Origin of the sequence: Coralliovum pocilloporae, assembly GCF_030845175.1 — a bacterium.
Classification (GTDB): Bacteria; Pseudomonadota; Alphaproteobacteria; order Rhizobiales; family Cohaesibacteraceae; genus Coralliovum; species Coralliovum pocilloporae.
The window spans coordinates 3778831-3804068 of the sequence record NZ_CP132542.1 but is presented as its reverse complement, the minus strand read 5'-3'; the positions used below and the strand labels follow the sequence as shown (position 1 = coordinate 3804068).

At 55.3% G+C, this 25238-nt stretch carries 17 protein-coding genes; 5 read left to right on the top strand and 12 right to left on the bottom strand.

From position 1 onward, the window contains the following. Positions 1-150: 150 nt before the first annotated feature. The 5 genes from guaD to xdhA all read right to left on the bottom strand — a co-directional run bounded on the left by guaD (position 151) and on the right by xdhA (position 8025). Positions 151-1458: a guanine deaminase gene (guaD, locus tag RA157_RS17175; protein ID WP_434058456.1), complete on the bottom strand. Its 1308-nt coding sequence runs from the start codon at positions 1456-1458 to the stop codon at positions 151-153. A gap of 75 nt (positions 1459-1533) precedes the next feature. Beyond that, the gene (locus RA157_RS17170; protein ID WP_350334338.1) at positions 1534-3129 is read right to left on the bottom strand and encodes a xanthine/uracil/vitamin C permease; all 1596 of its coding nucleotides are present in this window, start codon (positions 3127-3129) and stop codon (positions 1534-1536) included. Positions 3130-3324: 195 nt separating this feature from the next. Further along, the gene (xdhC, locus tag RA157_RS17165) at positions 3325-4188 is read right to left on the bottom strand and encodes a xanthine dehydrogenase accessory protein XdhC (RefSeq protein ID WP_350334337.1); all 864 of its coding nucleotides are present in this window, start codon (positions 4186-4188) and stop codon (positions 3325-3327) included. After that, positions 4181-6529, bottom strand: coding sequence for a xanthine dehydrogenase molybdopterin binding subunit (gene xdhB / locus RA157_RS17160; RefSeq protein ID WP_350334336.1), 2349 nt, complete (start codon positions 6527-6529; stop codon positions 4181-4183). Before xdhB ends, xdhC begins: the two co-directional genes overlap by 8 nt. Positions 6530-6543: 14 nt before the next feature. Further along, positions 6544-8025 (bottom strand): xanthine dehydrogenase small subunit, encoded by a 1482-nt coding sequence (gene xdhA / locus RA157_RS17155; protein ID WP_350334335.1) that lies wholly within the window; start codon positions 8023-8025, stop codon positions 6544-6546. 466 nt (positions 8026-8491) lie between these two features. Between xdhA and RA157_RS17150 the strand changes: the two genes are divergently transcribed. Beyond that, positions 8492-10483 (top strand): methyl-accepting chemotaxis protein, encoded by a 1992-nt coding sequence (locus tag RA157_RS17150; RefSeq protein ID WP_350334334.1) that lies wholly within the window; start codon positions 8492-8494, stop codon positions 10481-10483. A 378-nt stretch (positions 10484-10861) separates the two neighbouring features. Here the strand turns inward: RA157_RS17150 and RA157_RS17145 are convergent, their stop codons facing one another. Beyond that, the gene (locus RA157_RS17145; RefSeq protein ID WP_350334333.1) at positions 10862-11344 is read right to left on the bottom strand and encodes an Lrp/AsnC family transcriptional regulator; all 483 of its coding nucleotides are present in this window, start codon (positions 11342-11344) and stop codon (positions 10862-10864) included. A 130-nt stretch (positions 11345-11474) separates the two neighbouring features. Here RA157_RS17145 and RA157_RS17140 point away from each other — a divergent pair, with 130 nt between their 5' ends. Next, entirely contained in the window at positions 11475-12416 is a 942-nt protein-coding gene (locus RA157_RS17140; RefSeq protein ID WP_350334332.1) for an aminotransferase class IV, read from the top strand. Between the two features lie 116 nt (positions 12417-12532). Then, a complete protein-coding gene (locus tag RA157_RS17135; RefSeq protein WP_350334331.1) occupies positions 12533-12967 on the top strand; it encodes a DUF4265 domain-containing protein in 435 nt (144 codons plus the stop codon). Between the two features lie 48 nt (positions 12968-13015). Here the strand turns inward: RA157_RS17135 and RA157_RS17130 are convergent, their stop codons facing one another. From RA157_RS17130 to RA157_RS17115, 4 genes are all read right to left on the bottom strand, one after another. Continuing rightward, on the bottom strand, positions 13016-13642 hold the full coding sequence (locus tag RA157_RS17130) for a dioxygenase family protein (RefSeq protein ID WP_350334330.1): 627 nt from the start codon (positions 13640-13642) through the stop codon (positions 13016-13018). 597 nt (positions 13643-14239) lie between these two features. Then, complete coding sequence (locus RA157_RS17125) at positions 14240-14587, bottom strand: hypothetical protein (RefSeq protein WP_350334329.1); 348 nt, start codon at positions 14585-14587, stop codon at positions 14240-14242. Positions 14588-15160: 573 nt separating this feature from the next. Further along, positions 15161-17881 (bottom strand): TrlF family AAA-like ATPase, encoded by a 2721-nt coding sequence (locus tag RA157_RS17120; RefSeq protein WP_350334328.1) that lies wholly within the window; start codon positions 17879-17881, stop codon positions 15161-15163. Between the two features lie 182 nt (positions 17882-18063). Beyond that, positions 18064-19323 (bottom strand): urate hydroxylase PuuD, encoded by a 1260-nt coding sequence (locus RA157_RS17115; RefSeq protein ID WP_350334327.1) that lies wholly within the window; start codon positions 19321-19323, stop codon positions 18064-18066. A gap of 176 nt (positions 19324-19499) precedes the next feature. On the opposite strand from RA157_RS17115, the gene RA157_RS17110 reads away from it, so the two are divergent. Then, positions 19500-20402 carry a LysR family transcriptional regulator gene (locus tag RA157_RS17110; RefSeq protein WP_350334326.1) on the top strand — a complete coding sequence of 301 codons (903 nt, stop codon included), beginning with the start codon at positions 19500-19502 and terminating at the stop codon, positions 20400-20402. A gap of 398 nt (positions 20403-20800) precedes the next feature. Then, a complete protein-coding gene (locus tag RA157_RS17105) occupies positions 20801-21709 on the top strand; it encodes a winged helix-turn-helix domain-containing protein (RefSeq protein ID WP_350334325.1) in 909 nt (302 codons plus the stop codon). On the opposite strand, the gene RA157_RS17100 is transcribed toward RA157_RS17105, so the two are convergent. Then, positions 21696-23567, bottom strand: a complete 1872-nt coding sequence (locus tag RA157_RS17100) for a 5'-methylthioadenosine/S-adenosylhomocysteine nucleosidase family protein (protein WP_350334324.1) — start codon at positions 23565-23567, stop codon at positions 21696-21698. The genes RA157_RS17105 and RA157_RS17100 overlap by 14 nt on opposite strands. After that, a complete protein-coding gene (locus tag RA157_RS17095) occupies positions 23568-24851 on the bottom strand; it encodes an HD domain-containing protein (RefSeq protein ID WP_350334323.1) in 1284 nt (427 codons plus the stop codon). Positions 24852-25238: the final 387 nt, after the last annotated feature.

Here is a 25238-nt window from a genome sequence, read left to right as displayed (position 1 = left end):
AGGGGTATCGCGTTTCAGAGCAATTTATTCAGAGTCCGCTTTACCCAGAGTCCTCACTTGATTTCGCACTTGCATCAAAATTCAGCTTACCGCCCATCCTGTTCAAAATCAGCGTTTCGTGAGTGCCCCTAAAGCCCCCCATCACCCGGCTTACCCGCCAACCCCCTTCTGCGCTACCCCGGCCACGTAGACCTCATCCACGGCTCGGTCGTCGCCCATGATCTGGAGGATGAAGAGTTCTTCTGAGAGGGTTCTGGTGCGTTCTGAGCGGAGGGCCATGGGGGGTGTGGCGCTGGCGTTGAGGACGACGATATCGGCCTCGGCGCCTGCCTCGAGTGTGCCGATTTGCCCTGAGAGGCCCAGGGCTTCCGCATTGCCGCGGGTGATCCAGTAGAAGGCGCGCAAGGGGTGCAGGCTCTGGTTCTGGAGCTGCAGGATCTTGTAGCCTTCATTCAGGGTCTGCAGCATGGAATAGCTGGTGCCGCCGCCAATATCGGTGGCAATGGCATTGGTTATGCCGCGCGCCCGCAGGCCTGCATCATCAAACAGCCCGCTGCCGAGAAACAGATTCGAGGTAGGGCAGAAGACCGGTTTTGCCCCGGTTCCGGCCAGCACATCAATCTCGCGCTCTTCCAGATGGATACAATGGCCAAGCAGGGCCTTCGGCGTCAGAAGCCCATAATGCTCATAGACCCCCAGATAGTCCGGCGCGTCCGGGTACAGCTCTTTGGTGAAGGCGATTTCATCATGGTTCTCAGACAGATGGGTCTGCATGTAGCAATCGGGATGCTCCCGCACCAGGGCACCTGCCATTTCCATCTGTTCAGGGGTTGAGGTGATGGCAAACCGCGGGGTGATGGCATAGAGTCCGCGCCCCTTGTTATGCCAGGCCTCAATCAGTGCCTTTGTGTCATCATAGCCGCTCTGTGGTGTGTCGCGCAGGCCATCGGGGGCGTTGCGGTCCATCAGCACCTTGCCGCCGATCATCCGCATGTTGCGGCGCGCGGCTTCTGAGAAATAGGCGTCTGCCGAGGCCTTGTGAACAGAACAATAGGCCACGGCCGTTGTGGTGCCATGGGCGATGATCTGGTCATAGAAGTGCCCGGCCATCTCGGCGCTGTGGCCCTCATCGGCAAAGCGGGTTTCTTCCGGAAACGTATAGGTGTTGAGCCAGTCGAGCAGCTGCGCGCCCCAGGAGGCAATCACCTGCACCTGCGGGAAATGCAGATGGGTATCGATAAACCCGGCCATCAGCAGGTTGGGCCGATGGTCCACAAGACGGGCATCCCCGGCCTCTTGTGCGAGACTGTCATAAGGCCCGACCGCCCGGATCAGGCCGTCTGAGACCAGCAACGCCCCATCCTCCAGATAGGTGAAGGCATCGGTATCGTCCGGGCCCTGGGGCTCAGACTTGAAGGAGAGAACGCGGCCGCGCAGAAGCAGGGTGTCAGTCATCATCTTGGTTCTTTATCAAGGCAAGACCGGAGGCGGACCAGCCCGCCCCCGGATGAGTTCAGAAATTACTGTGCCAGATTATCCGGCCCGTTCGGGTTGCACCTCGTCGGTCACCACCGCATGGTTTTCCAGGTCCTCATCCTTGTGCAGCATTGGGTAAAGGAACAGGAAGCCGGCAGCAAGCAGATATCCGATCGAGATATGGCTGAAGGTCGGCCATTGCAGGCTTGGCGAATGGATAATACCCACCAGCGCCATGACAAAGGCAGCAAGCGCAAAGCCTGCAGCGGTGCGGAAGCGCTTGTCAATCACATCAGCCACAATCGCTCCCCAGATCAGACCGGTGAGGATGGCCCCCTGACTGAGCGCCTGATGGCCGGTGAAATGTGCACCCTGCTGCAGAAGGGCTGCGGTCAGGGCCTCATCGCCAAGGCGTGGCAGACCTTCGACCCCGCTTGCCCCAAGCGCGCCCATCAGAGAGCCCCACTTGACCATCAGGAAGGACGACACATGCGGCATCATCGCGATCGTCACCGCCGCCATGTGGGCAGGCTTCACCGAATGAGCCGTGTTGGTGATGAGGCTGAGCGCCACAAAGATCAGCACGGGTGCAGCGGCTGCCACCGGGATCAGATTGTTGAGGAATGCAAGCAGGCCGAAGAAGGCCGCCAGCGGAATGACCACCCCAACGCCGATCACATGGCCGGAATGGGCGCCCATGCGCTTATAGGCCGGGTGACCGATATAGGCGGTGGTGGGGAAGGGGGAGCCGAACACGGCGCCTATCATGGTGCCGACACCGTCCGTCACCTGACAGGTGGCCACCGGATAGCGATCGCCTGCGGTTTCAGCCGCTTCCACATTGTTCATGGTCTCGATGAAATTGTAGATCTGCACCGGCACCAGAACCAGGAACAGTTCCGGGTTGGCAAACAGGTGCTGAATACCGGCAATCAGGTCGCCAATGTAGGGCAGGGGCGGATAGAAGCCCATACCATCCACGGTGATGGTGGATTTACCGATACCAAGTGCCACAACAGTGCCGACAATCAACGCCAGAAGACCGGCGGGAATGTTAAACGGCAGGCGGAAGCGGCCAACCAGACCCCAGAGAATGATAATCAGCGAGGCAAAGCCGATAAGCGGGTCAACAAAGACCTGTGCCAGCGGCACGGTGCCGATAAACACAAGCGCGATGCCGCAGAGCGTGCCGAGCATGCCCGCACGCGGGGTAATCCGCTTCAGGAACGGGCCGATAATCGCCCCGAGGCCTGCAACAATGCCGCCGATAAAGCCCGCACCAATGCCCACCTGCCAGGCCAGCACCGGATCATTGGTGGACCAGTAAATGGGTCCGATGACGCCGAACAGATAGACGAACATCACCGGGGTCGAAATACCGTAAGGCATGGCGGCCACATCATGGCCATCGCGTTCTGCCACGCGTTTCGCCAGAAGCGTGTAGACAATCACACCGGCGAGAATGGCGACTGCCGCGCCCGGCACAATGCGGCCATAGACGATCTCCGCCGGCATCTGAAAGACAAACTGACAGATGCCCGACAGGACAATCAGGTTAATCAGGTTATCCGTGAACAGCGCCCAGAAGGCACTGAAATCATGGCGAGAGAACAGGCTGTAGCTGTAACTCTGCCCGGTTCCGTTAGGGGTCATTTTCGTCTCCTCCTCTGGCCCGAACACCTCTGTGATGGGGCCGGTTCCCGCCTCCCGCGGGGTCAATCAGGCGCAAGTCTTCTGTGCCGCTGCTCCGGTATGAGGAGCGGATGCGCCAGTTTCTCTTTGATCTCTTTCTGGTCTTCAGGTCCGGTCAGAGCCGGGTTTTATGGTGTCTCACAGTCTGAAACTTTCTCAGTCTGAAACGTTCTCAGGCAAGCTGGTCTTCCCATGCGTGCCTCCTTTCTCCATCACTCCGGCCTTCGCCAGAGCCGATAAAATCTCAGGGATAACGAAGGCGGCAATCACCTCTGGCCGCTTGTCGTCAAGACCACCTGCGCCAATCGGGCAGGTCAGGCCGGAACAGTCCCCATCGCCGTCCTGGTCAAGTCTGTATCGCTCGAACCGGGTCCGTTTGGTGGCGGATCCGATCAGCCCCACATAAGCCGCATCTCCCCGGTCAAGGGCTGCACTTGTTAAAAGGAAATCCAGCCCGTGATCATGGGTCAGCACCACAAAGGCGCTTTTCGGCGGTGCGTCGGCAATCTCGCATTCGGGCAGGGCACTGAGGCAGGTCTCAACACGGGCCGTGCAGCGACCGAGTTCCTCGGGCCTGCTGTCCACCAGTTGAACCTTCACCGGCAGATGCTGCAGCAGGTCCGCAAGCGCCCGGCCCACATGACCGGCCCCCAGAATAATCACATGAGGTCGCGCGGCTTCTTCAGAGCGCATCCGGCGTTTGATCCGTGCCCGGTCAGACGGGTTGATGATTTTGAATGAGGCCGTCACATGACCACCGCAGCACTGGCCGATTTCAGGGCCAAGGGGCACATCCAGACGGTCCTGCTCCTCTCCGCTCTTCAGCATGGCACGCGCGTGGTCTATGGCTATCTGCTCGAAACGGCCACCACCGACAGTGCCCCAAAACGCCTTTTCTGAGACCAACATAAAGGTGCCCGCCCCGCGCGGAGACGAGCCCCGCACCTCGGAAAGGGTAATCTCGACCACAGTCTTCTGAGTTTCAAGAAAGGCTGCGGGCGTGCTTGCAAAGCTAGCCATCATTACCTCCCTTTGCCTTTGCCTTCAGGCGCTCAATGGCCATCAGAACCCGTTCCGGTGTGGCAGGCGCATCAAGGCGCGGACATTCCGCGTAATCCACAACGCTGGCCACGGCCATGGACAGGGCTTCAAAGACAGAAATCCCGAGCATGAAGGGCGGCTCACCCACGGCCTTTGACCGCTTGATGGTCATTTCGCGGTTTTCCGACCAGTCCGCCAGATTGACGTTGAAAATCCGGGGCCGGTCAGACGCCAGCGGAATCTTGTAGGTGGAGGGCGCATGGGTTCTGAGACGTCCCTGACTGTCCCACCACAGTTCTTCCGTGGTCAGCCAGCCCATGCCCTGCACAAAGGCTCCTTCCACCTGTCCCTTGTCGAGAACAGGGTTCAGCGAGCGCCCCACATCATGCAGGATATCCGTGCGCAGCACCCGGTATTCACCGGTGAGCGTATCCACTTCCACCTCGGAACAGGCGGCACCATAGGCGTAGTAATAAAAGGGACGCCCCTGGCCGCTGGCCCGGTCCCAGTGGATTTTCGGCGTCTTGTAAAAACCCGCCGCCGACAGATGCACCCGGGCCATATAGGCCTGTCTGATAAAGTCGGAGAAAGCGATTTCCTCAGCGCCAATTGCCACCCGGTTCGGCAGAAAGCGGATATCCTCTGCTTTTGCCTGCCAGTGCTCAGCCGCAAAGGCCACGAGCCGCGCCTTGATCTGTTCAGCCGCATCAAGAGCCGCCATGCCGTTCAGATCAGAGCCAGACGAGGCAGCGGTGGCCGACGTATTCGGGACTTTCTCGGTGGTGGTTTTGGTGATCTTGATCCGGTCAATATCCACCTGAAAGGCATCAGCCACCACCTGGGCCACCTTGGTGTTCAGCCCCTGGCCCATCTCGGTGCCGCCGTGATTGAGCGCAATGGACCCGTCATTGTAGATATGGATCAGCGCGCCTGCCTGATTGTACCAGGTGGCCGTAAACGAGATGCCGAACTTGACCGGTGTCAGCGCCAGACCGCGCTTGATGATCCGGTTTGCCCCGTTGGCTGCAAGAAGTTCGGCCCGGCGAGCCTGATAATCGGCGCTCTCTTCCAGCTCATCGATGATGCGTCCGATAACGCAATCCTCGACCGTCTGGTGATAGGGGGTGACATCGCGGCCCTCGCCGTAGAAATTGGCCCGGCGGACTTCGAGCGTGTCCTTACCAAGCGCATAGGCGATTTCCTCAATCATCCGCTCTGCTGCAATCACACCCTGCGGGCCGCCAAAGCCACGAAAGGCCGTGTTGGAGACCGTGTTGGTCTTCATCGGATGGCTTGAGAGCCGCACATGGGGATAGAAATAAGCGTTATCCGCGTGAAACAGCGCCCGGTCCGTCACAGGCCCGGACAGATCGGAGGAATAGCCACAGCGAGCAGCAAAATCTCCAGCCACAGCCTCAATCCGGCCCTGATCATCAAAACCCACATCATAATCGACAACGAAATCATGGCGCTTGCCGGTGGCGGTCATATCCTGATCGCGATCGGGTCGGATTTTCACGGGCCTGTTGAGTTTTTTCGCCCCCAGAGCCGCCACGGCACAGAACAGGTTCATCTGGCTTTCCTTGCCGCCGAACCCGCCACCCATACGGCGCACATTGATGGTGACCGCGTTGGACGCCACACCCAGAACATGGGCCACCATATGCTGGGCCTCGCTCGGGTGCTGGGTGGAGCAGAAGACCGAGACGTCCTCATCCTCGCCCGGCAGTGCAAAGGCAATATGACCTTCCAGATACATGTGGTCCTGACCGCCAATGACCATGCGCCCGGCAATCCGGTTCTGCGCCTGATCGAGCACTGAGGCCGCATCACCACGCTTCAGCGTCAGCGGGTCGGTCACGTAAGGATAGTCAGCCTCACGGGCTTCTACGGGGTCAAGGGCATGGGGCAGGGTCTCCACATCCAGCTGAGCCAGCTGCGCCGCCCGCCGGGCCAGATCCCGTGTTTCGGCAATCACCGCAAAGAGCGGCTGTCCGTGAAACTCGATTTTGTCGGTCGGGAAGACCGGCTCATCGTTGCGGCCCGTGGGTGAGACATCATTATGCCCCGGAATATCCTCGGCCGTCAGCACAGCCACAACACCGGGCGCGCGTTCCACCGTGCTCAGATCCATCGCGCGGATATGCCCGTGCGCCACGTCCGAGACGCCCAGATAGGCGTGCAATGTGCCGACGGGTTCCGGAATATCATCGGTATAATCAGCCCGCCCCGTCACATGCTTGATGGCACTGTCATGCTTCAGGTCCGTATGCACGGCACCCTTGATCCCGCTGCTGCGTGTGGTCATGGTCTCTGTCATCGGATCACCCTCCCTCACGCGCTCAACCGGATAGAGCCGGAGCCTTTGGCATCGTCACCATGCTCGAGCCAGAACCGGCGGATCAGATTCTGCGTCACCATCATCCGGTAGTCAGATGAAGCCCGCCAGTCATCAAGCGGTGTATAATCCCTGGCAATGGCCACGGCTGCGGCCTCAAACGTGGCCTCGCTCCAGGGCTGCCCCAGAAGAGCCTGCTCTGCCTCATTCGCCCGTTTCGGTGTTGCGGCCATGCCGCCGCAGGCAATCCGGCAGTCGGTAATGGTGCCGTTCTCAACGGACACGCTCAGCCCCATGGCCACAGACGAGATATCCTCATCCCGCCGCTTGGAAATCTTGTAGGCCGCATCAATCTGCCCGTCAGACGGCAGCGGAATATGGACTGCCTCGACAAACTCGCCGGGCTGGCGATCCTGTTTGCCATAATCAATGAAGAAGTCTTCAAGCGGCATCCGGCGGCGATGGTCTCCCTTGCGCAGGCTCAATTCAGCCCTGAGAGCGATCAGCACCGGCGGGGTATCCCCGATTGGCGAACCATTGGCGATATTGCCGCCGATTGTGCCCATATTGCGCACCTGCCAGCCGGCAATCCGCTTCCAGTAGGCTTCAAGATGCGGGACATGTTCGGTGAGCGCCGCCTGACTGTCCGTATAAGACAGGCCCGCACCAAGGGTCAGCGTATTCTCTATGAGCGAGACCTGCCGCAGCCCGTCCAGATGACCAATGAAAATGGCCGGACTGATCGGGCGGAGGAACTTGGTCACCCACAGACCCACATCTGTTGCCCCGGCAACAATCGTTGCCTCCGGATGCTGCTGATAAGCGGCGGCGAAATCATCCACATCAGCGGGGAGAATGGCCTGATTATCCTCCGGTCCGGTCACGACCCGCGCACCGTCTCTCAACGCCTCCAGCCGGGCACGCACGGCCTCCCGCTCTGCCTCAAGTGCATCAGAGGCAGGCGTACCGTAGCGGCTGATGGCGTGCGCAGCGCGGATGATCGGCTCATAACCGGTACAGCGACAGAGATTGCCCTGAAGCGCGGTTTCAATCGCCTCAAGGCTCGGCTCGGGCTGTTCCATCCAGAGGGCATAAAGCGACATGACAAAGCCCGGCGTACAGAAGCCGCACTGACTGCCATGCTCGTCCACCATGGCCTGCTGCACCGGATGCAGACTGCCATCGGACCCCCGCAGATGCTCAATAGTCACCACGTGGCAGCCATCAAGACTGGCAAGAAAGCGAATACAGGCATTGACCGTTTCATAGCAGAGCGCGCCATTTTTCAGACTGCCAACCAGCACGGTACAAGCCCCGCAATCCCCTTCCGCACAGCCTTCCTTGGAGCCGGTCAGGCGCTGGTCCAGACGCAGGAAATCCAGCACTGTCCGGCTCGCGGGCACATCAGAAAGGCTGACATCCCGTCCGTTCAGCAGAAATCGGATCTCCCGGCGTATAGGCAGGGCTTCAGTGGTCATGAGGTCTCTCCCGGCTCCGCTTTGTGGAGCATGTTCTTATGGAGTCTGACCTTACAGGCATCGGTTTTCAAGAAAAACGAGGGGTTTCACGAAATACTTTCTGTCTTTTCTTGAAAATACCCGTTGCGCGGTCCACTGCTTTGACACTGGGTGAACGCTTAGCTTTCTGCACCACCTCAGCTATCCGCTGTCCTCCAGGTCAAGCGAAGCGCCAAGCCGGGATCCCGCGACAGAACATTTCCGATTTGCAGTGCGTTCTGACCCTAAGCAACCTGAAAACAGATATATAGCGCTGGCTATACTCTGTCTTACCTATAATACATTCAAACATTGCGATGTATATTATAGTAATAAATACCAATATAATTGCCCTTTTGCGGTATTATTTTAAGTAAAAATAATTACTTGTTAATACGATTGCCCAAAAACTAGGCACACTACATATGTGAGTGGTTGGATGGGGCACATGAACAAACTCTCAATCAAGCAGAACCTGATGGTTTTCGTGCTGTCGCTGACAGTGCCATTGCTTGGCCTTGGCGGATATCTTCTCAATGATGTCTGGACGGGCCTGAAAGCTGCAGAAAGCCGACAGGAAGGCCAGGCGCTGATTGAGGCCAGCTGGCCGGTTCTAATGGCCAAGGTTCAGGGTCGCCCCGCAGCAGAGACTCCGGTGGTTGATGCCGCTGCCTACCCGCGGTTTGCCGGTTGCTTCAATGAAGCCGGAGCAGTGCGCAAAAAGGTGGATGTCAACGGCCAGAAGGTCACCAAGGTGGTCGACACCAAACCTCTGCATCAGGTGAGCAGCACCAAGGTCACCAGTTTCATGCGCTGTGTCGGCGAGGTTGCCCATCTGTCCCAGATCACCGATCGCGGCCAGCTGTTCCTGACCAAGCAGACCCTTGAGCAACTGCCATCCGTTGCCGTGCGCCTGTCCCGGGTGATGAAGTCCGCCCGCAGCTTCGAGAAAAAGAAGGAACTGGGCGGCCCGGCCAAGATGATGCTCTACGTCAATGCCGGTGGCTATAAAGCCATTGCCGATACGATCAGCCGTCTGGTCAAGACCTATGAGGATATCGGCCTGTCACCGGAACAGACTGTGCTGGATCTGTCCAAACAGTTTGGCGGCTATAACGGCCAGTTGCAGGGCGGGCTTGTCAAATATGGCCGCCAGCTTGAAAAGGCGACCGACGGGTCACAGCTCGACCGTTCGAAGATCGAGACCACATTCGGCAAATATGTGGTTGTCATTGACAGTCTCTGGCAGAACTTTGCCCGGATGCTTCGGGCTGAGCGGGCCGAGAATATTTCAGGTCTGCAGCAGAGCGCCATGATGCTGATCGGCGGATTGCTGATGGTTATCCTGGTCGCTGTCGGTCTCTCTGTTCTGGTCTATTCAACCATCCTGCGCAAGATCACCAGACTGGACGGCACCATTCGCGGCATGGCCGATGGCAATGACCGCAGCAACCTGATGGCCGAGCTGCCACAGGCAAAAGCCAAAGACGAGATCGGCCAGATTGCTCGTGCCGTGGGCTTCTTCCGCGATAGCGTGGTGGAGCGCATGCAGGAAGATGAAGAACGTGCCCGCTCTGAAGCCGGAGCGGCCCGGCAGAAGGAAATTGACGCCATTGTTGATGACTTCCGCCAGAAAACCACCGCTCTTCTGGAGGCGACCGAAATGAGCGTGCGCGAGATGGAAGAGACGTCCAACGTGCTGCATGATGCAGCCCAGGGCACCAGCTCGCTTGTGACCACCGTTTCCTCTGCCTCCGGCGCCTCTTCTGACAATGTGAAGACCGTTGCCGCCTCGGCGCAAGGCATTGCCACCTCCATCAGCGCGCTGCAGGGACAGGCCACCGAAGTGGCAGAGATCGTGACCCGCGCCACCGCAGAAGCCGAAGGCACCAATAACGATATCCGCGTCCTCTCTGAACGGGCCACCGCCATCAGCGAGATTGTCGACCTGATTAAGGCGATTGCCGAACAGACCAACCTTCTGGCGCTGAACGCCACCATTGAATCAGCCCGCGCGGGTGAAGCCGGCAAGGGCTTTGCTGTCGTGGCCGGCGAGGTGAAGGCTCTGGCCCAGCAGACCGCAACCGCCACCGAACGCATCAGCGAAGGGGTGGGCGACATCCAGACCTATACGACGCGGGTTGTTGACGCCATGCAGTCGATCACCGCCACTATGGATACCGCCAAGGCCAGCGCCGAGGATATCACCCGGGTTCTTGAACAGCAGAACGAGACCACCCGTGACATCAATCACCGCGCTGAAGAAGCCCATAGCGGCACCCGGCAGGTCTCCGACAACATCCAGGACGTCGGGGCCGCCGCCGAGCGCACCAACGAAGCCGCCACAATCGTCCGCAAAGCCTCCACCGACGTCGCAGACCGCACCGCAACCCTGCGCGACGAAGTCGGCACCTTCCTGACCCGGGTGGCAGCTGTTTAGGAGAGAGCTTTGAGCGGGTAACTCTGAAGCCTACGGAGTGCCAGGCTCCGGGGCTGTGGTGCCTTCCTGACCGGATATAGGGTCAGGCGTGTTCCTGAAAAGCTGCAGACTTTCCAGATAAGAATACGCGACAGAATAAAATCCAGTATGACACTGAGGGTGTGGCATCTTCCCTGCTGGATCCCGGCTCAGGGGCCGGGATGACACGGGGCAGGTAGAATGCCTCCCGGCCGCTGCCCCTCCCACAGACCGCCATCCCGCACGGGATGCGGGGTCCAGAGCGGGTTAGTCCGAAACCTATGCTTTCCCCCTCTGCGGCAAATACAACGGTTTTCGATGATATTCTCGCGGGCCTGGGGATTACTCCAATCTCAACCCTCACCCCTTCAGAAGGGTTTCCTCGGCCACTGGCACATGAAGGCCTGCCTTGACCCTGTCCACCACCACGGAGGTGGTAAACCGGCGGATGTTGGGGTTCTCGACAAAGACCTGCCGGGAGAAAAGATCATATTCCTTCATATCCCGGGCCAGCACGATGAGGATGAAATCCGCGTGGCCGGTGATGTAGTAGCACTGCTGCACACAATCCAGCGCCAGCATGGAGCGCTTGAATTCATCCAGAAGGTCGACCCGCTCCCGCTCAAGCTCAACCTCCACAACAAAGGTCATCAGGGCGTTGACCTTTTCAGGGTTGAGCTGCACCACATCGCGCTGAATGACTCCGGTCTCGTTCAGCCGTTTCAGCCGTCGCTGAACAGATGACCGGGAAATACCGGCCTGCTCCGCCAGAGCATCTGCTGACAGCCGGGCATCCTGCTGCAGGATTGAGAGTATCTTGCGATCTATCCTGTCCAGCGTCATGGGCAAATTATATCTCCTGAAGCTCAACTAGGGTCAAAAACAGCCATTTTATAGCATATCTTCGGGCAAAATATGTCAAGTTTTCTGGCTATGCTGAGCAGATAGACCAACGATAAAAGGTGCTCTGCAGATGACTGACGCGTTTCCGGACCTTGCCCCGCATTACAGAGACCCGCATCCCTATCCGCATGGGGTGGCCTGGCAGGACGGACAGTATATCCCGGTCTCGGAGGCGAAGATCTCCGTTCTGGATTATGGCTTCCTGCATTCCGATGCCACCTATGACACGGTGCATGTGTGGGACGGGGCCTTTTTCCGCCTCGATGCCCATATGGAGCGCTTTCTGGGAAGCGTCGACAGGTTGCGGATGACCCTGCCGGTTTCGCCCGATGACATCCGCACCATCCTGCATGGATGCGTTGCCCTGTCCGGCCACCGGAAAGCCTATGTGGAGATGATCTGCACCCGCGGTACGGCCAGCAATTTCAGCCGTGACCCGCGCGATGCGACCAACCGCTTTCTGGCTTTTGCGGTTCCCTATGGCTCTGTGGCCAATGACGCGCAGATGCAGCGCGGTCTCGATATCACGATTACCGACACCACCCGCATTCCACCGGGCAGTGTTGATCCTCGCATCAAGAATTACCACTGGCTGGATCTGATCGCCGGGCTGTTCCACGCCTACGACCGGGGAGGGGAGACAGCCCTGCTGCTCGACGCCAATGGCAATATTGCCGAGGGGCCGGGGTTCAATGTCTTCTGCGTGCGGAACGGCACCCTGTTGACCCCGGCAGAGGGTGTTCTGCCCGGCATCACCCGCCGCACGGTCATGGATATAGGCGCGGAACAGGGCCGCACCGTTCAGGCCATGGCCCTGTCGCCGGATATCCTGCGGTCGGCCGAGGAGGTCTTCATCACCTCAACCGCAGGCGGCATCATGCCTGTCACCCGACTGGATGGAAACCCGGTTGCCGACGGGCAGGTCGGCCCCGTCACAGACAGCATCCGCACCACCTATTGGGCCTGGCACAAGGATGCCCGGTTTATTGATCCGGTGGCTTATCGGGAGTGATGGCCAATGAATGAAGCATGAAAGCGACTTGGAATAGAGCTATAGCTTCTCTATCACTTATTGAAAGACCCATTGCCGGATCCAGGTTATCTCCCACATAGGCAGGCTAATTTCAGATGACAGAAGAAATGAAGATGAACTTCTTAGATCCCGTCGAAGATCTCATAGAAACAATGTGGGTGGAGCAATGCAGCGATGGGAACTTCACGGTGAACAATTCACCCTTTTTCATTTACGGCATAAGTTATCAAGATATCGTATCAGCCAAAGTCGAAGATGGCACTTTACACTTCAACCGGAAAATAAAGGACTCTGGGAATTCTACATATAGAGTTATCTGGAGCTGCGATCAGGCTGATTTTGAAACGCTCTGGAGCCCTCTTTCAGAGCTCGGATGCACGTATGAGAGTTATGGTGGTAAGCTGAATCTGCTCAGTATCAACGTGCCAGCGGAAACAGATATCTATAAAGTATATTCCTTACTCGAAGCAGGAGAAAATCAGAAAGCCTGGGAGTTTGAGGAGGCTCACTGCGGTCACAACCTGTCATAAACCAGTCGACTATCGTACTTTGAATACCAACTCTCCCAGTGTCAGCCCTCACACCACCAGATTGACAACGGCCTCCACCTGGTCAAGCTCATCGTCAAACACCATGGAGACCAGTGCGGCCTCTTCTGCTGTCATCTGGTTGTAGAGGAAATCGCCAGCATTCCGCGGATCATCCTTGATGTAGAGCTGGGTGCTCAGGATATCGCGCCCGCCGTCCAGTACCTTCAGATGAATATGCGGGGTGCGACCGGGATAGGCGGTCGGCTTGATGGTGCGAAAGCGATAGCGGCCTTCATCATCGGTCACATCATGGCCGAACCCCTGGAAGCCCTGGTCATGGCGCAGGCGGCGGCTGTCGCCCGGATGCAGATATTTACCGTTCACATCGCACTGCCAGATTTCAATACGAAGGCCGGAGAGAGGGGTGCCCGTGTGGTCAGTGATCCGGCCCTTGAGGGTGATGATCTCGCCACCGGCCTCGCGCACCCGCCCGGCAATCTTCACCAGATCATTATCCGTGTCGCTCACCCGCATTCCGGGCGTCGGGTAGAACGGGCCTTCAAACCCCTCAGGTGTCAAAGGGGCCGCCTTCAGAGATTGCGGCAGAAACGCCTGCCCCACAAGCGCCGCGAAGCCCGCCAGCAGGCCACGTCTTGCCTGTTGAACCGGTTTCATGATCCGCTCCTTTCATCCTGTCCAAGAATTCAATATCGCCAGCCAAACGCTGCACTCCCCCGCTCATACAGGGGGAGTGTGGCAACAGATCAGCAGAAGTCATTCACCCCCGAACACATGGGCGTGAGGGGAAAGGCCGTTTCCTCCACCCCACCCAAAGTCTGTCATCTCGGACAAGTGGAGCGCAGATCCGGGAACCAGAAGCGGCAGGTTCTGAGTGTGGAACGTCTTCCCGACTGGATGCCGGATCAAGCGCATTCCTGAAAAGTTACAGACTTTTCAGACAAGAATACGCGACAGAATAAAGTCCGGGATGACATGGAGCGTGTGGCGCGCTCTGCGCCTCTGCTCCACCCCATCCCCCGCCTGTCATCCCGGACAAGTAAAGCGCAGATCCGGGAACCAGAGGCGGCAGGCTCTGAGAGTGGGGCTTCTTCCGGGCTGGATCCCGGCTCGGGGGCCGGGATGACACGGAGCGTGTGGCGCGCTCTGCGCCTCTGCTCCACCCCTGCCTCTGCGCCACCCACAGGATGTCATCCCACACTCGATGCAGGATCCAGAGCGGCCTTGCCTCAGGCACAGGCGCAGACCTAGACCTCACCCCTTCGGCAAAGCCTCAAGCTCCCGGCCTTCAATCTCGCCGCCGTCGGTTAGCTGGCGAATGCGGAAGAGGCCGTCGCTGGTCTTGTAGACGATGCCCACCAGAGCATCATCAGGCAGCATGTGGACCCCCAGATTGCGCGCCGTGCGGAAGGCCGCCTCATCCTCCTTTTGCCACTCCCTTTCTCTCTGGGCCTCCATCCGGCGGATCCGGTAGTTCAACACCAGCGCCAGAGCGGCAATAAAGGTGAGGGAGGGCATCAGCACCCAGGCCATCTTGATCCAGTCCGGCATGGACTGGAGCGTGTCGAACATATCGAACAGAAAGGACCCGTTATTCTCCATCGTCACAACCCCGCTTGCGTTTCATGGAACCGCCAGAGAGAAACGAGAGGGAACAAGACCCGACGGTCCCCCTCAAGGGGCACGCCTTCTTATATCTCTGGCGGACGGGGAGTTGATAAACCGTATAGAGACGGCCGCATCGGCTTTTAAGCCGGACCCGAGGGCCCAACTCTCTATGGCCGATGCCTCCCCGCCCATAGAAACGTCGTGACGAATCGTCATGTGACGGTATCACATGAGTGAGGAGACACCATTATACGGCTGATGTCAGCCGCTCTATAAGGGGTTATCAAGCCCCGGGGCCGTATATGCCCGACCCCGATGCAACTATAGAGTGATTTGTCGGTTGTGGGCAAGGGGGATGTGGGGGATAACTTCGCTAGTTATTTGAATGGGGGTTCCGAGGGAGAGCGAGATGAGATCGACGACGGAAATGGGCGGAGAGCAAGCATTCGCTATGCCCTGTCACGTTCAAGTGATGAGCTATTTGCGCAGCAGATTTATGCCTTCCCGAAGACTGTCAGTTTTCCACAAAAAACAAAGTGATTCAAAATATAACCTCTACTCCAATGACTAAAAGCCGTATTTTCTTCGACGCATCGAAAATGCTTGTTCGCCGCCTTCCAAAAGCTCTTTTATTAGCTCTTGGACTTCTTCTTTATCGATAGAACCGCACAGTTCTTGCTCAATCTTGGTCCGGTCTAGGCCATCTTCAACGACTGGCGTAAGACCAATGATCTGGTCAGCGTCACCTAGAACCGGAATATTCGGATTATGGCTTGAAAATAAGAACTGGCGCTGCTTCTTGGCAATGCGCATTTTCTCGACGACATGTCCGGCTATGAACTGGTTATCGAGGTCATCTTCGGGTTGATCGATGATCAGGGGAGCGTCTGACTCCAGCAGCAACAGCATCAGAACAGCCGTCGCCTTCTGACCGGCAGACAAGCGGTCGAGTTCCTTCCAGTTCTCGACTCCATCCCGACCAATGTTGAGTTCAATAACAGCCTCAGGCGGTATCCGCGTTTCTTCAACCAGCAAAGCCAGTGTTTCGCCCCCAGCAGCGATCTTTTGAGAGGATGAATTGGTGAAGCCAAATTCATCGCTAAGCGCTTGCGTACCCTTGCGGATCGTCGCAGCCAATTTCGAGGGCAGGAAATCTTCAAGTTCTTGCAACTTCGTCAAGGCTTGACTGATCTGTCCTTCAGTTCCATCCCGCAAGACCTGCTCCAATGGTCCCAGGTCGGAACTGGGGCGAACACTGGCACGAACCGTGCCTTTTAGCTTTTTGCTGACCCTCTTCGCCGCATTCTCAAGGTCACGGTAGGCTTTTCGGTCAGCTTTTTCCCATTCATCGACTATGCCCTGTCGTGCCCTTTGTTCGGTTACCAGTTCCGAAGTAGCCTGATCCTTCTGCGCTTGCTTCGGTTTGAGTACAGAGACTTGTTGTTTCACGATCAGGTAAGTGTCGGGTTCGAAGCCCTCACCCTCCAGCTCTTTCTTTAACGACTTGTACGTCGCTTCAACAGCATCGGCCTTTGGTTCCCACTCAGAGCGTATCGCCACCAAATCGGTAGTAGCCTTCTGAGCCGCTTTTGCCAGCACACTTGCCGCTTGCACTTGGGCTTCGTGCATATCCTGCGCAATCGCTTGGATTTTGGCCAAGTCTTCTCTGTGCGGTAATTCCGCTTCTTCTTCTGATGGTAAAACGGTTGATGCCGTTTCCCTGTCCGGCTTTAGTGCGTCTCCCGTTTGTTCAAATGCAGCTATAGCTTTGGAGAAGTCGTCGAGTATTCGATGTTCATGCTGGATAGATGCATGTTCTTTCAGGCGTGTCGCAAGCTCGGTCTCTTCGAAGCGTTTGAGTCGTTCCTTGAGTCCCGGCAGTGCGGCCAAAGCAAGGTCCAGTTCGGCGATTTTTTCGCCAAGGGCTGTGATTTTCTTTCGCGAGGTTCGGAAGCGTTCCTTGATCCTGTCCTCACTAACCGTCGCTTCATTATCCGTACTGACAAAGCGCCCGAGCAGCTCGGCAAGTTGACCTTTATGCCTCGTTATCTCAGAAATTTCATGCTGGCCATAAACTTCCAAGTCAGAAATGATGTCACCCGGCTTCAGGGCAGCCACGATATCACCCGACTGATTTCTAACTCGTGGTTCCTGCTTGTAAGCGCGCTCAATCAAGTAGTAACCAGGCGATGGGCTAGGCGAAAAAATCAAGACCGAAACCGCTGAATGCGACCCCAACAGATGCTTGATCATCGATTCATGGCTCTTCGCTGCATCTGCACCCAGCGGTGGTATGTCAAAGGCGAAACGCAGGCTTTCAACGATTGTGGACTTACCAGCACCACGACCGCCAATCATCACATTCAATCCGGCATTCAGCGCTACGTACTGACCATCGAGCAGCCCACCATCCCAAGTGACGGCAACAACTCGCGTGAATTCGGATGGAAGTTCGTCTGAGTTGAGCATGACCCGGCTTTCACCATCAAGAAAAGCCTGTCGCAGGCCCTCTATCGAGACCTCAGTCATTTTGAGAAAGGTCGTATTGCCAGGTTTTGCGAAATCTCCCGGTGCTGAAACATCAGACGCGTTGATAAAGCTAACGGGCCGATCTCTTTTGTGTGCATCGTCCTTATTGAGACAAATTTGTCGATATTCCGGAGGTACATCACCACGTGGACCGGGGATAGCTGACGCCAAATGCATTGGTGACTTCCACGCATTCATTCGTGTTTGACCAGAGAGCGCCTTCAGCAAACCATTACTCTGGGTTACGTGCGCCGAAATGGTAATGCCGCCACGATCATGTACGACTTCGAGTATTTCCTCAAAACCTTTGCGGGCGATCGGTGAAGGATCGTCGCGATTTCGAATGTCACAAGCCCCAACATTCTCATTCATATCGGAGCTGGTTGTTCCGGGTGGAAAGAGACAAAGAATATGTACTCCCTCTGCGGAATTTGCCTCGAAACCGGGAAATACCGTGATCCCAGCCTCTTCCAACTTCGTTCTAAGACTTTCAGAATGGTCAAAACGGAAATGATCAGTAAGCGCGACTACTTCTACACCGTTCTCTTGGCATGCCTTGACCATCGCATTATTAAACTCGTCCTCTTTCGTAAACCCATTTCCTTTTGCATGGCGGCTTCCATAGGCGAACGGGTTTACCTGAAAGGCGCATTTCACATACTGACTACCATTTGATGAAGACAATGCATCTTTAATACCCTGTGGTGTTGCTCCATGGGCAACTAGGGTAGCGAGTGCGGGATCTAAAAATCTCTTCATTGAAGTAGTTTGCCTCATCAGTCATACGAGAACCACAAACACCAATTTGGGTGCACACAAGTCAGCTTATATCAACCGCAAGTAAATGTCTGTTTTGGACTGAAAGGAAAACACAACTTTAGTTTGAATGAATGATAGAAAAATGCCGCAAGACAGCGAGCACCCCTAGGATCTCCCCCCACTCACCGCACTGCCATAGACAGCGGCAGCTCCTTCAGGGCTGCCCGGTACCATTTTACAATCGCCTGCCGTTCTTCCTCTTCCATGAAGGTGACATTGGCCGGAGGCATGGCGGGGGTTACGCCGGCCTGCAGGTAGATCTGGCGGGCGGCCAGGGTGATGTCGGCTTCGGTTTCAAGCAGCAGGCCCTTGGGGGCGCGGCGGATGCCGTCGTAGAAGGGTTCGCGGCTGTGGCACATGGAACAGCGACCGGGCACGATGGCCATCACATCCTCAAACCCTTCCGCTTTGGCGAACACGGCCTGTGGGCCGGTCAGCGTGCGGGCCTCTGAGGTTTCCAGGTCATCCTGCTGCAGGGGGGCCATGGACAGCCAGACAATGCCGAGGAACAAAAGCGCGGTGGCCAGCCAGGTCCAGGTGGGGTTTCCGGCCCGGGCATGCTGGGTGTTGAAGTAATGCCGGATGGTCACGCCCATCAGGAAGACCAGCGCCGCAATCACCCAGTTATACTCTGATGCAAAGGCCAGCGGATAATGGTTCGACAGCATCAGAAACACCACCGGCAGGGTGAGGTAGTTGTTATGGGTGGAGCGCAGCTTGGCGATTTTGCCGTATTTCGGGTCGGGCTTGCGGCCTTCCTGCAGATCCTTCACCACGATGCGCTGGTTCGGCATGATGATGAAAAACACGTTGGCGGTCATGATGGTGGCGGTAAACGCCCCCAGATGCAGCATGGTGGCGCGGCCGGTGAAAATCTCGTTATAGCCCCAGCCCATCACCACCAGCAGGGCGAACAGCAGCACCATCAGCACCGTGGGCCGCTCTCCCAGGGGCGATTTGCACAGCATGTCATAGATAATCCAGCCAATGGTCAGCGAGAGGGCTGAAATCACGATGCCCTGCCACAGCTCAAGCTCGGCCTTGGTCTGGTCGATCAGATACAGCTCGCCACCCGCCCAGTAGACAATGGCCAGAAGCGCCGCACCCGACAGCCAGGTGGAATAGCTCTCCCATTTGAACCAGGTCAGATGGTCCGGCATGTCTTCCGGCGCCACCAGATATTTGCGGATGTGGTAGAAGCCACCGCCATGCACCTGCCACTCTTCCCCGTGTGCGCCCACAGGCAGGCCGGGGGCCTTGCGCAGACCCAGGTCCAGCGCGATGAAATAGAAGGATGAGCCAATCCAGGCAATCGCCGTGATCACATGCAGCCAGCGCACCGCAAACGCCGCCCAGTCCCAGATAAATACCAGCTCTTCCATCAAAGCCTCCCAGCCGTCTTTTATCGCACCACACTAGCGCAGCGGGTGATTGTCGTGTATTTGCATAAAAAAGAGATCAGTTTCAAAAAAAACCGAAGACTGACACAATAAAACAACTGGCCCGGCGGATGGATGCCGGAAGTAGAGTCAGACGTGGGGCCAGGAGTGGGGACAAGATGGCTTATCTGGATAATGTGCGCACCTTTGTCAGGGTGTATGAGCTGGGCAACATTTCGGCGGCGGCCCGCGACCTGCGGATATCGGCGGCGGTGGCCTCATCGCGGATTTCCCAGCTTGAGGATCATCTGGGCATCCGGCTGTTCCAGCGCACAACCCGGGTGATCAACCCCACTGAGCAGGGGGATCTGTTCTATCGCGGGGCCACCAAGATTCTGGACGCGGTGGAAGAGGCCGAGGCGGATATCACCCAGGTGACACAGGTGCCGCGCGGCACGCTCTATGTGGCCGCCCCCCTCGGGCTTGGCAAACGGCTGATTGCCCCGGCTGTGCCGGCCTTCCGGGCTGAATATCCGCTGATCAATGTGCGCCTGCGCCTGTCTGACCGCAAGCTGGACCTGGCCACAGAGGGGCTGGACGCGGCCTTTTTCCTTGGCATCCCGGAAGATTCCAACCTGCGCATCCGCAAGATAACCGATTGCAGACGGGTGCTGTGCGCCTCGCCCGATTATCTGGCCGCCCGCGGCTCGCCCGACAGCATCGAAGCGCTGAAGAGCGAGGCGCATGACTGCCTCATCCTGCGCTATCCCGGCGCGCCGGAATTCCAGTGGCCGCTCGAGACGGAAGAGGGCGTCAAGCGGGTGCCGGTCTCGGGCCCGCTTGAATCAGACCACGGCGATGTGCTCACCGCCTGGGCGCTGGACGGGCACGGCATCATCCTCAAACCGGAATTCGAAATCGCCGAACACCTGCAATCCGGCCGCCTCGTCCCCATCCTCACAGATACCCCACCCGTCACCGTCCAAATGGCCTGCCTCTACATGCACCGCAAACGCCAGGACCCCAAGACGCGGTTGTTTATTGATTTTATTGTTGAGCGGATCTTACAGGGGATGGGGTGAGGGGGGAGCGATTGCAAACGGCCCTTAGCCGACATTGATAAGTAGTGCTTTTTGCTGCGCCGGCAGCCCCAACTTAGACATTCGCTCAAAGAGGAAGACAATATGCTCTGCTAGTGGTTGCAAACAATAGGCGACTGTGTTCGCTATGGCTTGACCGTTAACACAAAAAGTTAGGCTAACGTCTCGTTTTGATTACTAACGAATGCGCACGTGTTCCGCATCCTGAGACAAGAGCATGTAAAAAGTGAATTCATTTGCGACCCACAAGCCGACTTTGAAGGGTAGCCAACAAAGTCACTTCATCGTACAATCACACGATAAGCCTCACGTAATCCATCGTGAAGTATCAACAATAGGTCTATTGCTCTACGAATGTTTCTACGCAAGTCCTAATCGCCATGAACTCCTATCTTCAAATCGCTGAAGCGGTCCTTCGAAACACCACCCAACCATTATCGGCTTCAGAGATATTGGAGGCCGCCTACCGGCTTCAATTAGTTCCAGAACATCTATTTGGAAAGACGCAGTCTAAAACGCTGCAAGCTCGCTTGTCGGAAGATTTGCTACGAAACCGAGATCGGACAGTTTTTGCCAGAGTGGCACCCGGTAGATTTGTTCTAAGGTCACGGCTGGGTGCCGAAGGCCAATCATCTGAAGAGTTCATTGCACCACTTAGAACATATCAACTAAAGAAATTCGACGTCATTTGCGCCGATAAAGATGAGTTAGATAGCATTTGGAAAGATAGAGAGAGCTTTGTTCCTCTGACGTCAGTCTTAGCAGCTTTCTCGAAGCAGGTTCCATTGGTCGAAGCAGAGAAATCTTTGCATCTAGTTCACCTTCGGTTATTGGTATCAGTCAAGAACCTTGGCCGAGTTTTGACTGTGAACTCGCAACGTGATCCTAGCTATGGTCAAGGAAAGTCATTTGGGTTCCTTGGGTACCTCAAAGGCGTTGATATCGATCTCTTCTCTAGAGATCATTGGGGCTTGAAAGAAGCCTCATTTCGCACACTCCAAGAACAAATCGGATTGCCTCGCCAGACCGTAGAACAATTAACCAAATCAATCGAACTTGATGCAATCGATTGCTTGAGGCTATTAGATAGCTCAGAAGCACAGAACTCGGTGGTAGTGTTAACCTCCTTTGAGTGCGATCAACCTGAAGAATTTGCGTCACATATACCAACTCATAGAAGTCCCAGATGGGTTCGACTGCCGAGTGAAATCAACGATGTAAGTGCGTTGGAGCCATTATCCAAGAAGATATTAGCGAACGAAGGAGCCCTTGCTTCTATAAGTTCTTAGCAAGGTCGATTACCTGACCTAAAGGAAGCCGTTTCACAAGTTCTGCTAGCGTTTTCATACCGGTCGACCGCCATTGATCATCAGCTTTCGATGGGTCTGCCATATCAGATACGACTCTCAGCACTGACACTGGCACTAGAAACTTATGTGCTGCGGCGCAAACACCACCAGCTTCCATTTCTACACCCAAAAGCTTATCAACACTTGCAACCATTTTTTTTCTATGGTTGTCACTTGCCACAACCTCATCGACGCTCGCAATTTTCCCTTCTTTTAGTGAAGGAACGCGACCAGCAGGCCAATCAAAGCTATCACGGCAATACCTTTCCCAATCATCCAAACCGAAATCTGATGATTTCAATACAGAGTAAACTGTTCTGTTGCACTCGAAGTCTCGTCTTCTGAACTTAGAGTTCGCATTGCCATCTTTGTCATCCATCACCTTGCGATTTGCAAGATCGACGACCGTCTCGCAGCAGATGACGGTCCCTGGATCAACATTCTCTTCAGCAAACCCACCCGCAAGCCCAATACAGAAAACCATCTCAGGTTTTTTCTGTGCTTGACCCAAATACCTAGTCATCTCGACTGCCGCTGCAACACGACCCATTTCACGAGGACAAAGCACGTCAACTTCTATCTTGCCGATCAAACCGCTGGCGCCGCCGCTGGCGTCACGCGTAAAATCGAGCTGCTTCAGCAGGACATCGAGCTCTTCTTCCAAGGCGACAAATATTGCTATCTTCAATCTTCTATCTCCAGTAGATCTTATGGATGCTTTTGCAAGAGGCTTAGTTGAATTTTCCCCTCGTGCAGTTAACCCGTGCTCAGCCGATAGTGAGGCCGCAAGTTCTGCGCAAGCATCTGCAATTTCAATAGATTCTATTTCAGTAGGGTCACTCAAGACACCGATTCTTCTTGCCGCAATGTCGTCCCATTTGAACTTAGCTTTTTCAACCGAACGTCGAACGTGATAGGCCAAATCTCCATCTTTTGGGTATAATTTCGCGAGTTGTACATACGCATCGAATAAATCAGTAAATCCTGTAGCTCGCCTCATTCTTGTAATAAAATCAGCGGACGCTCTGAGGAACAGTGTCGAGCTACAGAAAGCTTCAAGGAACACTTTCAATCTCCGAAAGCTGTAAACCTTACGATCCGAAGGCAAGAAAAACAGCTCTGGCATGTAAGGGACATCTGATAACAAAATAAGCCTGAACTCACTGCAATACTCTTTAAAATACACATGCTGTAGTGCATCTCTCATCTCCTTATGGATGGGAGCTGTCTCGTCTATCAGATGAGGTGAGATGATCGACCAAGTCAAAGCTTTCCCTTGATCTGCAAGAATTGCCGGTGTTTCTCTGAGATTGTCAATTGCGTCAGTTGAGGCATTTTCTTTGATGTGCTTCCAAACTTTTGCTTTGGAATCAACTCCTCCTTCAAAACCTGCAATTATGGCAGGCCCAATTTGCGCCTTTCGATCGACCAGCGCATCGCTGTAAGAAGACAAAGACATAAGCCTACTGTCATCGAACAATCCAGAGTATCGATTTCTCGCAGGAGCGTATTCGCCGCGCTTTTTCTCGGCATAGTCGACCAAACTCCTTTCACGAATAGGTAACTTTATCAAGCCCGTACGAAGGTAAGACGACTGGCCCTCAAACAATTCAAACGCAATATCATCCTCAAGTACAAATCCAGGAGGCGCGTAGCACGTATCTTCGCAAAGAATGGCAGCAGCGTTCAGAGGTTGGCGCAAGATTGCTGCATGATCAGGCCGTCGGAGTACATCATAAACACGGAAAATCTCGCGAGTATCACGGTTCAAGAAATGGAGAAAAATGTTCTTGCGCATTTAATAGCCGATCAGAGGCCTTACGGAGGCTTCAAGCGCATCAATATTTCCACTATTATCGACAGTATAATCCACGTCCACATGGTCTAATTCAGTTTCAGACCGATGTGAGCCATCTTTCACCAAGTCGAACCCCTGACCACGTTCAGCCAGTCTTGTTACCCTCACGTCATCAGATGCGATCACCCTTACGATCGTGAAACCACGTTTCCTAGCTATTTCGTAATCAGACTTAAACCGTAGAGAATCTAAACATATCGAACGCCCTACTGGCGCGGTAAGCAGTGCAGCATTCAAAAAGATTGATGAATCAATCTTTGTTAGGACATCATCAAGTGTTTGAGTAGTAGACTTGTCGTCATTGCCAAAAAGCAGTTTTGCGATCTGCCGGCATATCGCACCAGAAGAAACCCTTTCTGCTCCCACGTGGTAGTTTAGCAGCTTAGCCACGGTCGACTTACCCACACCAGACTTACCAATCAGAGCAACTCGCATCAACTGGTCTCGTGGTGGAACAAAATCGCCATCCAAAATGTCGCTAGCAATCTGGCAATAGGAGTGAAAACTCGCAGGAAAAACTTGTTCTACATCAGTTAAGAGATCCTTCAAAATCAAGCTAAAATATTGTTGCAATTCAGGAAATTTCTTAGCTCCTTCTCGTGAATATCTGATAGTGAAAGAAAGATGAGAGGGGCCGATATCGCCAACCTTTTTGACCCTAACAAAAGCCAAAGCTTGTAGCTTATCGACGGCTTTGACAAATTTTGCTTCGATCGTTTTCTCGGCAGTCACCTCAGAGATCAGATCGTAGTAGCAACCAGCAGCGCTCGGAGCTAGATTACTCACAAAGTCAGTAAGTGCTGCTTCTTCTTCGGCAGTTTTTGCCTCCCGTTCGGACACACCGAATGCGTGAGTATCTGAACCGTCACCATATCTCCCTACTGGGTCTTTGTCCCCGGTAATCATCTCAAGTTGGTCGTGAACGATGGCTAATTCGATTGCTCTACTAACGTCGAGATTTGGAAACCGACCTCCCAAAAGCATAACAGTATTGGCAACCTGAAAAGAATGCGCCGCGACATTTTCTAATTGCAACAATCCGGGTCTTGCACTCTCGAAGCGGCTTTCACTTTCCCAATATCGCTGCCCAAAAAACCGTATCGTGCGCTCTAGGTCGAACAACTTATAGATTTGGTCTACGTCTTGCCTAACTTCCACGTTGGCGACAGGGCTAGAGGATTCTAACCTCAGGCCGTTCAAGAGTGCTTCAAGTTTGTCAGGCAAATCTTACTTCCCGGGCAAGTAGCAAAATGAAATCAACCAAATCTTGAATCATTTGCAAGCACTGTCAACCAATACGCGATGACATACTGTGCTCGTTTGATTTTCCAGAAGAATGATATCATCGCTTAAGGCAATTAGTTTGGTGCCATTAAAAACGCTGTCTGTTGAATATCTGCTTTCACCCTTTCGGTACTTTTTTGTGGCTCCTGCAGCGAAGGTCCGGTTTCCGCCCATTTTAGTCGTCGGGCTTGTTCCAATCTCCTTCGAACCACCAGCCTAAATAACTAGCGAGGCCACTATCCCCACATCCCCCTTGCCCACAACCGACAAATCACTCTATAGTTGCATCAGGGTCGGGCATATACGGCCCTGGGGCTTAGTAACCCC

What these genes read in the sequence shown, in the direction of transcription:
- guaD (WP_434058456.1), bottom strand. Translation starts at nt 1,458, where the DNA reads ATGATGACTGACACCCTGCTTCTGCGCGGCCGCGTTCTCTCCTTCAAG.
- RA157_RS17170 (WP_350334338.1), bottom strand. Translation starts at nt 3,129, where the DNA reads ATGACCCCTAACGGAACCGGGCAGAGTTACAGCTACAGCCTGTTCTCT.
- xdhC (WP_350334337.1), bottom strand. Translation starts at nt 4,188, where the DNA reads ATGGCTAGCTTTGCAAGCACGCCCGCAGCCTTTCTTGAAACTCAGAAG.
- xdhB (WP_350334336.1), bottom strand. Translation starts at nt 6,529, where the DNA reads ATGACAGAGACCATGACCACACGCAGCAGCGGGATCAAGGGTGCCGTG.
- xdhA (WP_350334335.1), bottom strand. Translation starts at nt 8,025, where the DNA reads ATGACCACTGAAGCCCTGCCTATACGCCGGGAGATCCGATTTCTGCTG.
- RA157_RS17150 (WP_350334334.1), top strand. Translation starts at nt 8,492, where the DNA reads ATGAACAAACTCTCAATCAAGCAGAACCTGATGGTTTTCGTGCTGTCG.
- RA157_RS17145 (WP_350334333.1), bottom strand. Translation starts at nt 11,344, where the DNA reads ATGACGCTGGACAGGATAGATCGCAAGATACTCTCAATCCTGCAGCAG.
- RA157_RS17140 (WP_350334332.1), top strand. Translation starts at nt 11,475, where the DNA reads ATGACTGACGCGTTTCCGGACCTTGCCCCGCATTACAGAGACCCGCAT.
- RA157_RS17135 (WP_350334331.1), top strand. Translation starts at nt 12,533, where the DNA reads ATGACAGAAGAAATGAAGATGAACTTCTTAGATCCCGTCGAAGATCTC.
- RA157_RS17130 (WP_350334330.1), bottom strand. Translation starts at nt 13,642, where the DNA reads ATGAAACCGGTTCAACAGGCAAGACGTGGCCTGCTGGCGGGCTTCGCG.
- RA157_RS17125 (WP_350334329.1), bottom strand. Translation starts at nt 14,587, where the DNA reads ATGGAGAATAACGGGTCCTTTCTGTTCGATATGTTCGACACGCTCCAG.
- RA157_RS17120 (WP_350334328.1), bottom strand. Translation starts at nt 17,881, where the DNA reads ATGAAGAGATTTTTAGATCCCGCACTCGCTACCCTAGTTGCCCATGGA.
- RA157_RS17115 (WP_350334327.1), bottom strand. Translation starts at nt 19,323, where the DNA reads ATGGAAGAGCTGGTATTTATCTGGGACTGGGCGGCGTTTGCGGTGCGC.
- RA157_RS17110 (WP_350334326.1), top strand. Translation starts at nt 19,500, where the DNA reads ATGGCTTATCTGGATAATGTGCGCACCTTTGTCAGGGTGTATGAGCTG.
- RA157_RS17105 (WP_350334325.1), top strand. Translation starts at nt 20,801, where the DNA reads ATGAACTCCTATCTTCAAATCGCTGAAGCGGTCCTTCGAAACACCACC.
- RA157_RS17100 (WP_350334324.1), bottom strand. Translation starts at nt 23,567, where the DNA reads ATGCGCAAGAACATTTTTCTCCATTTCTTGAACCGTGATACTCGCGAG.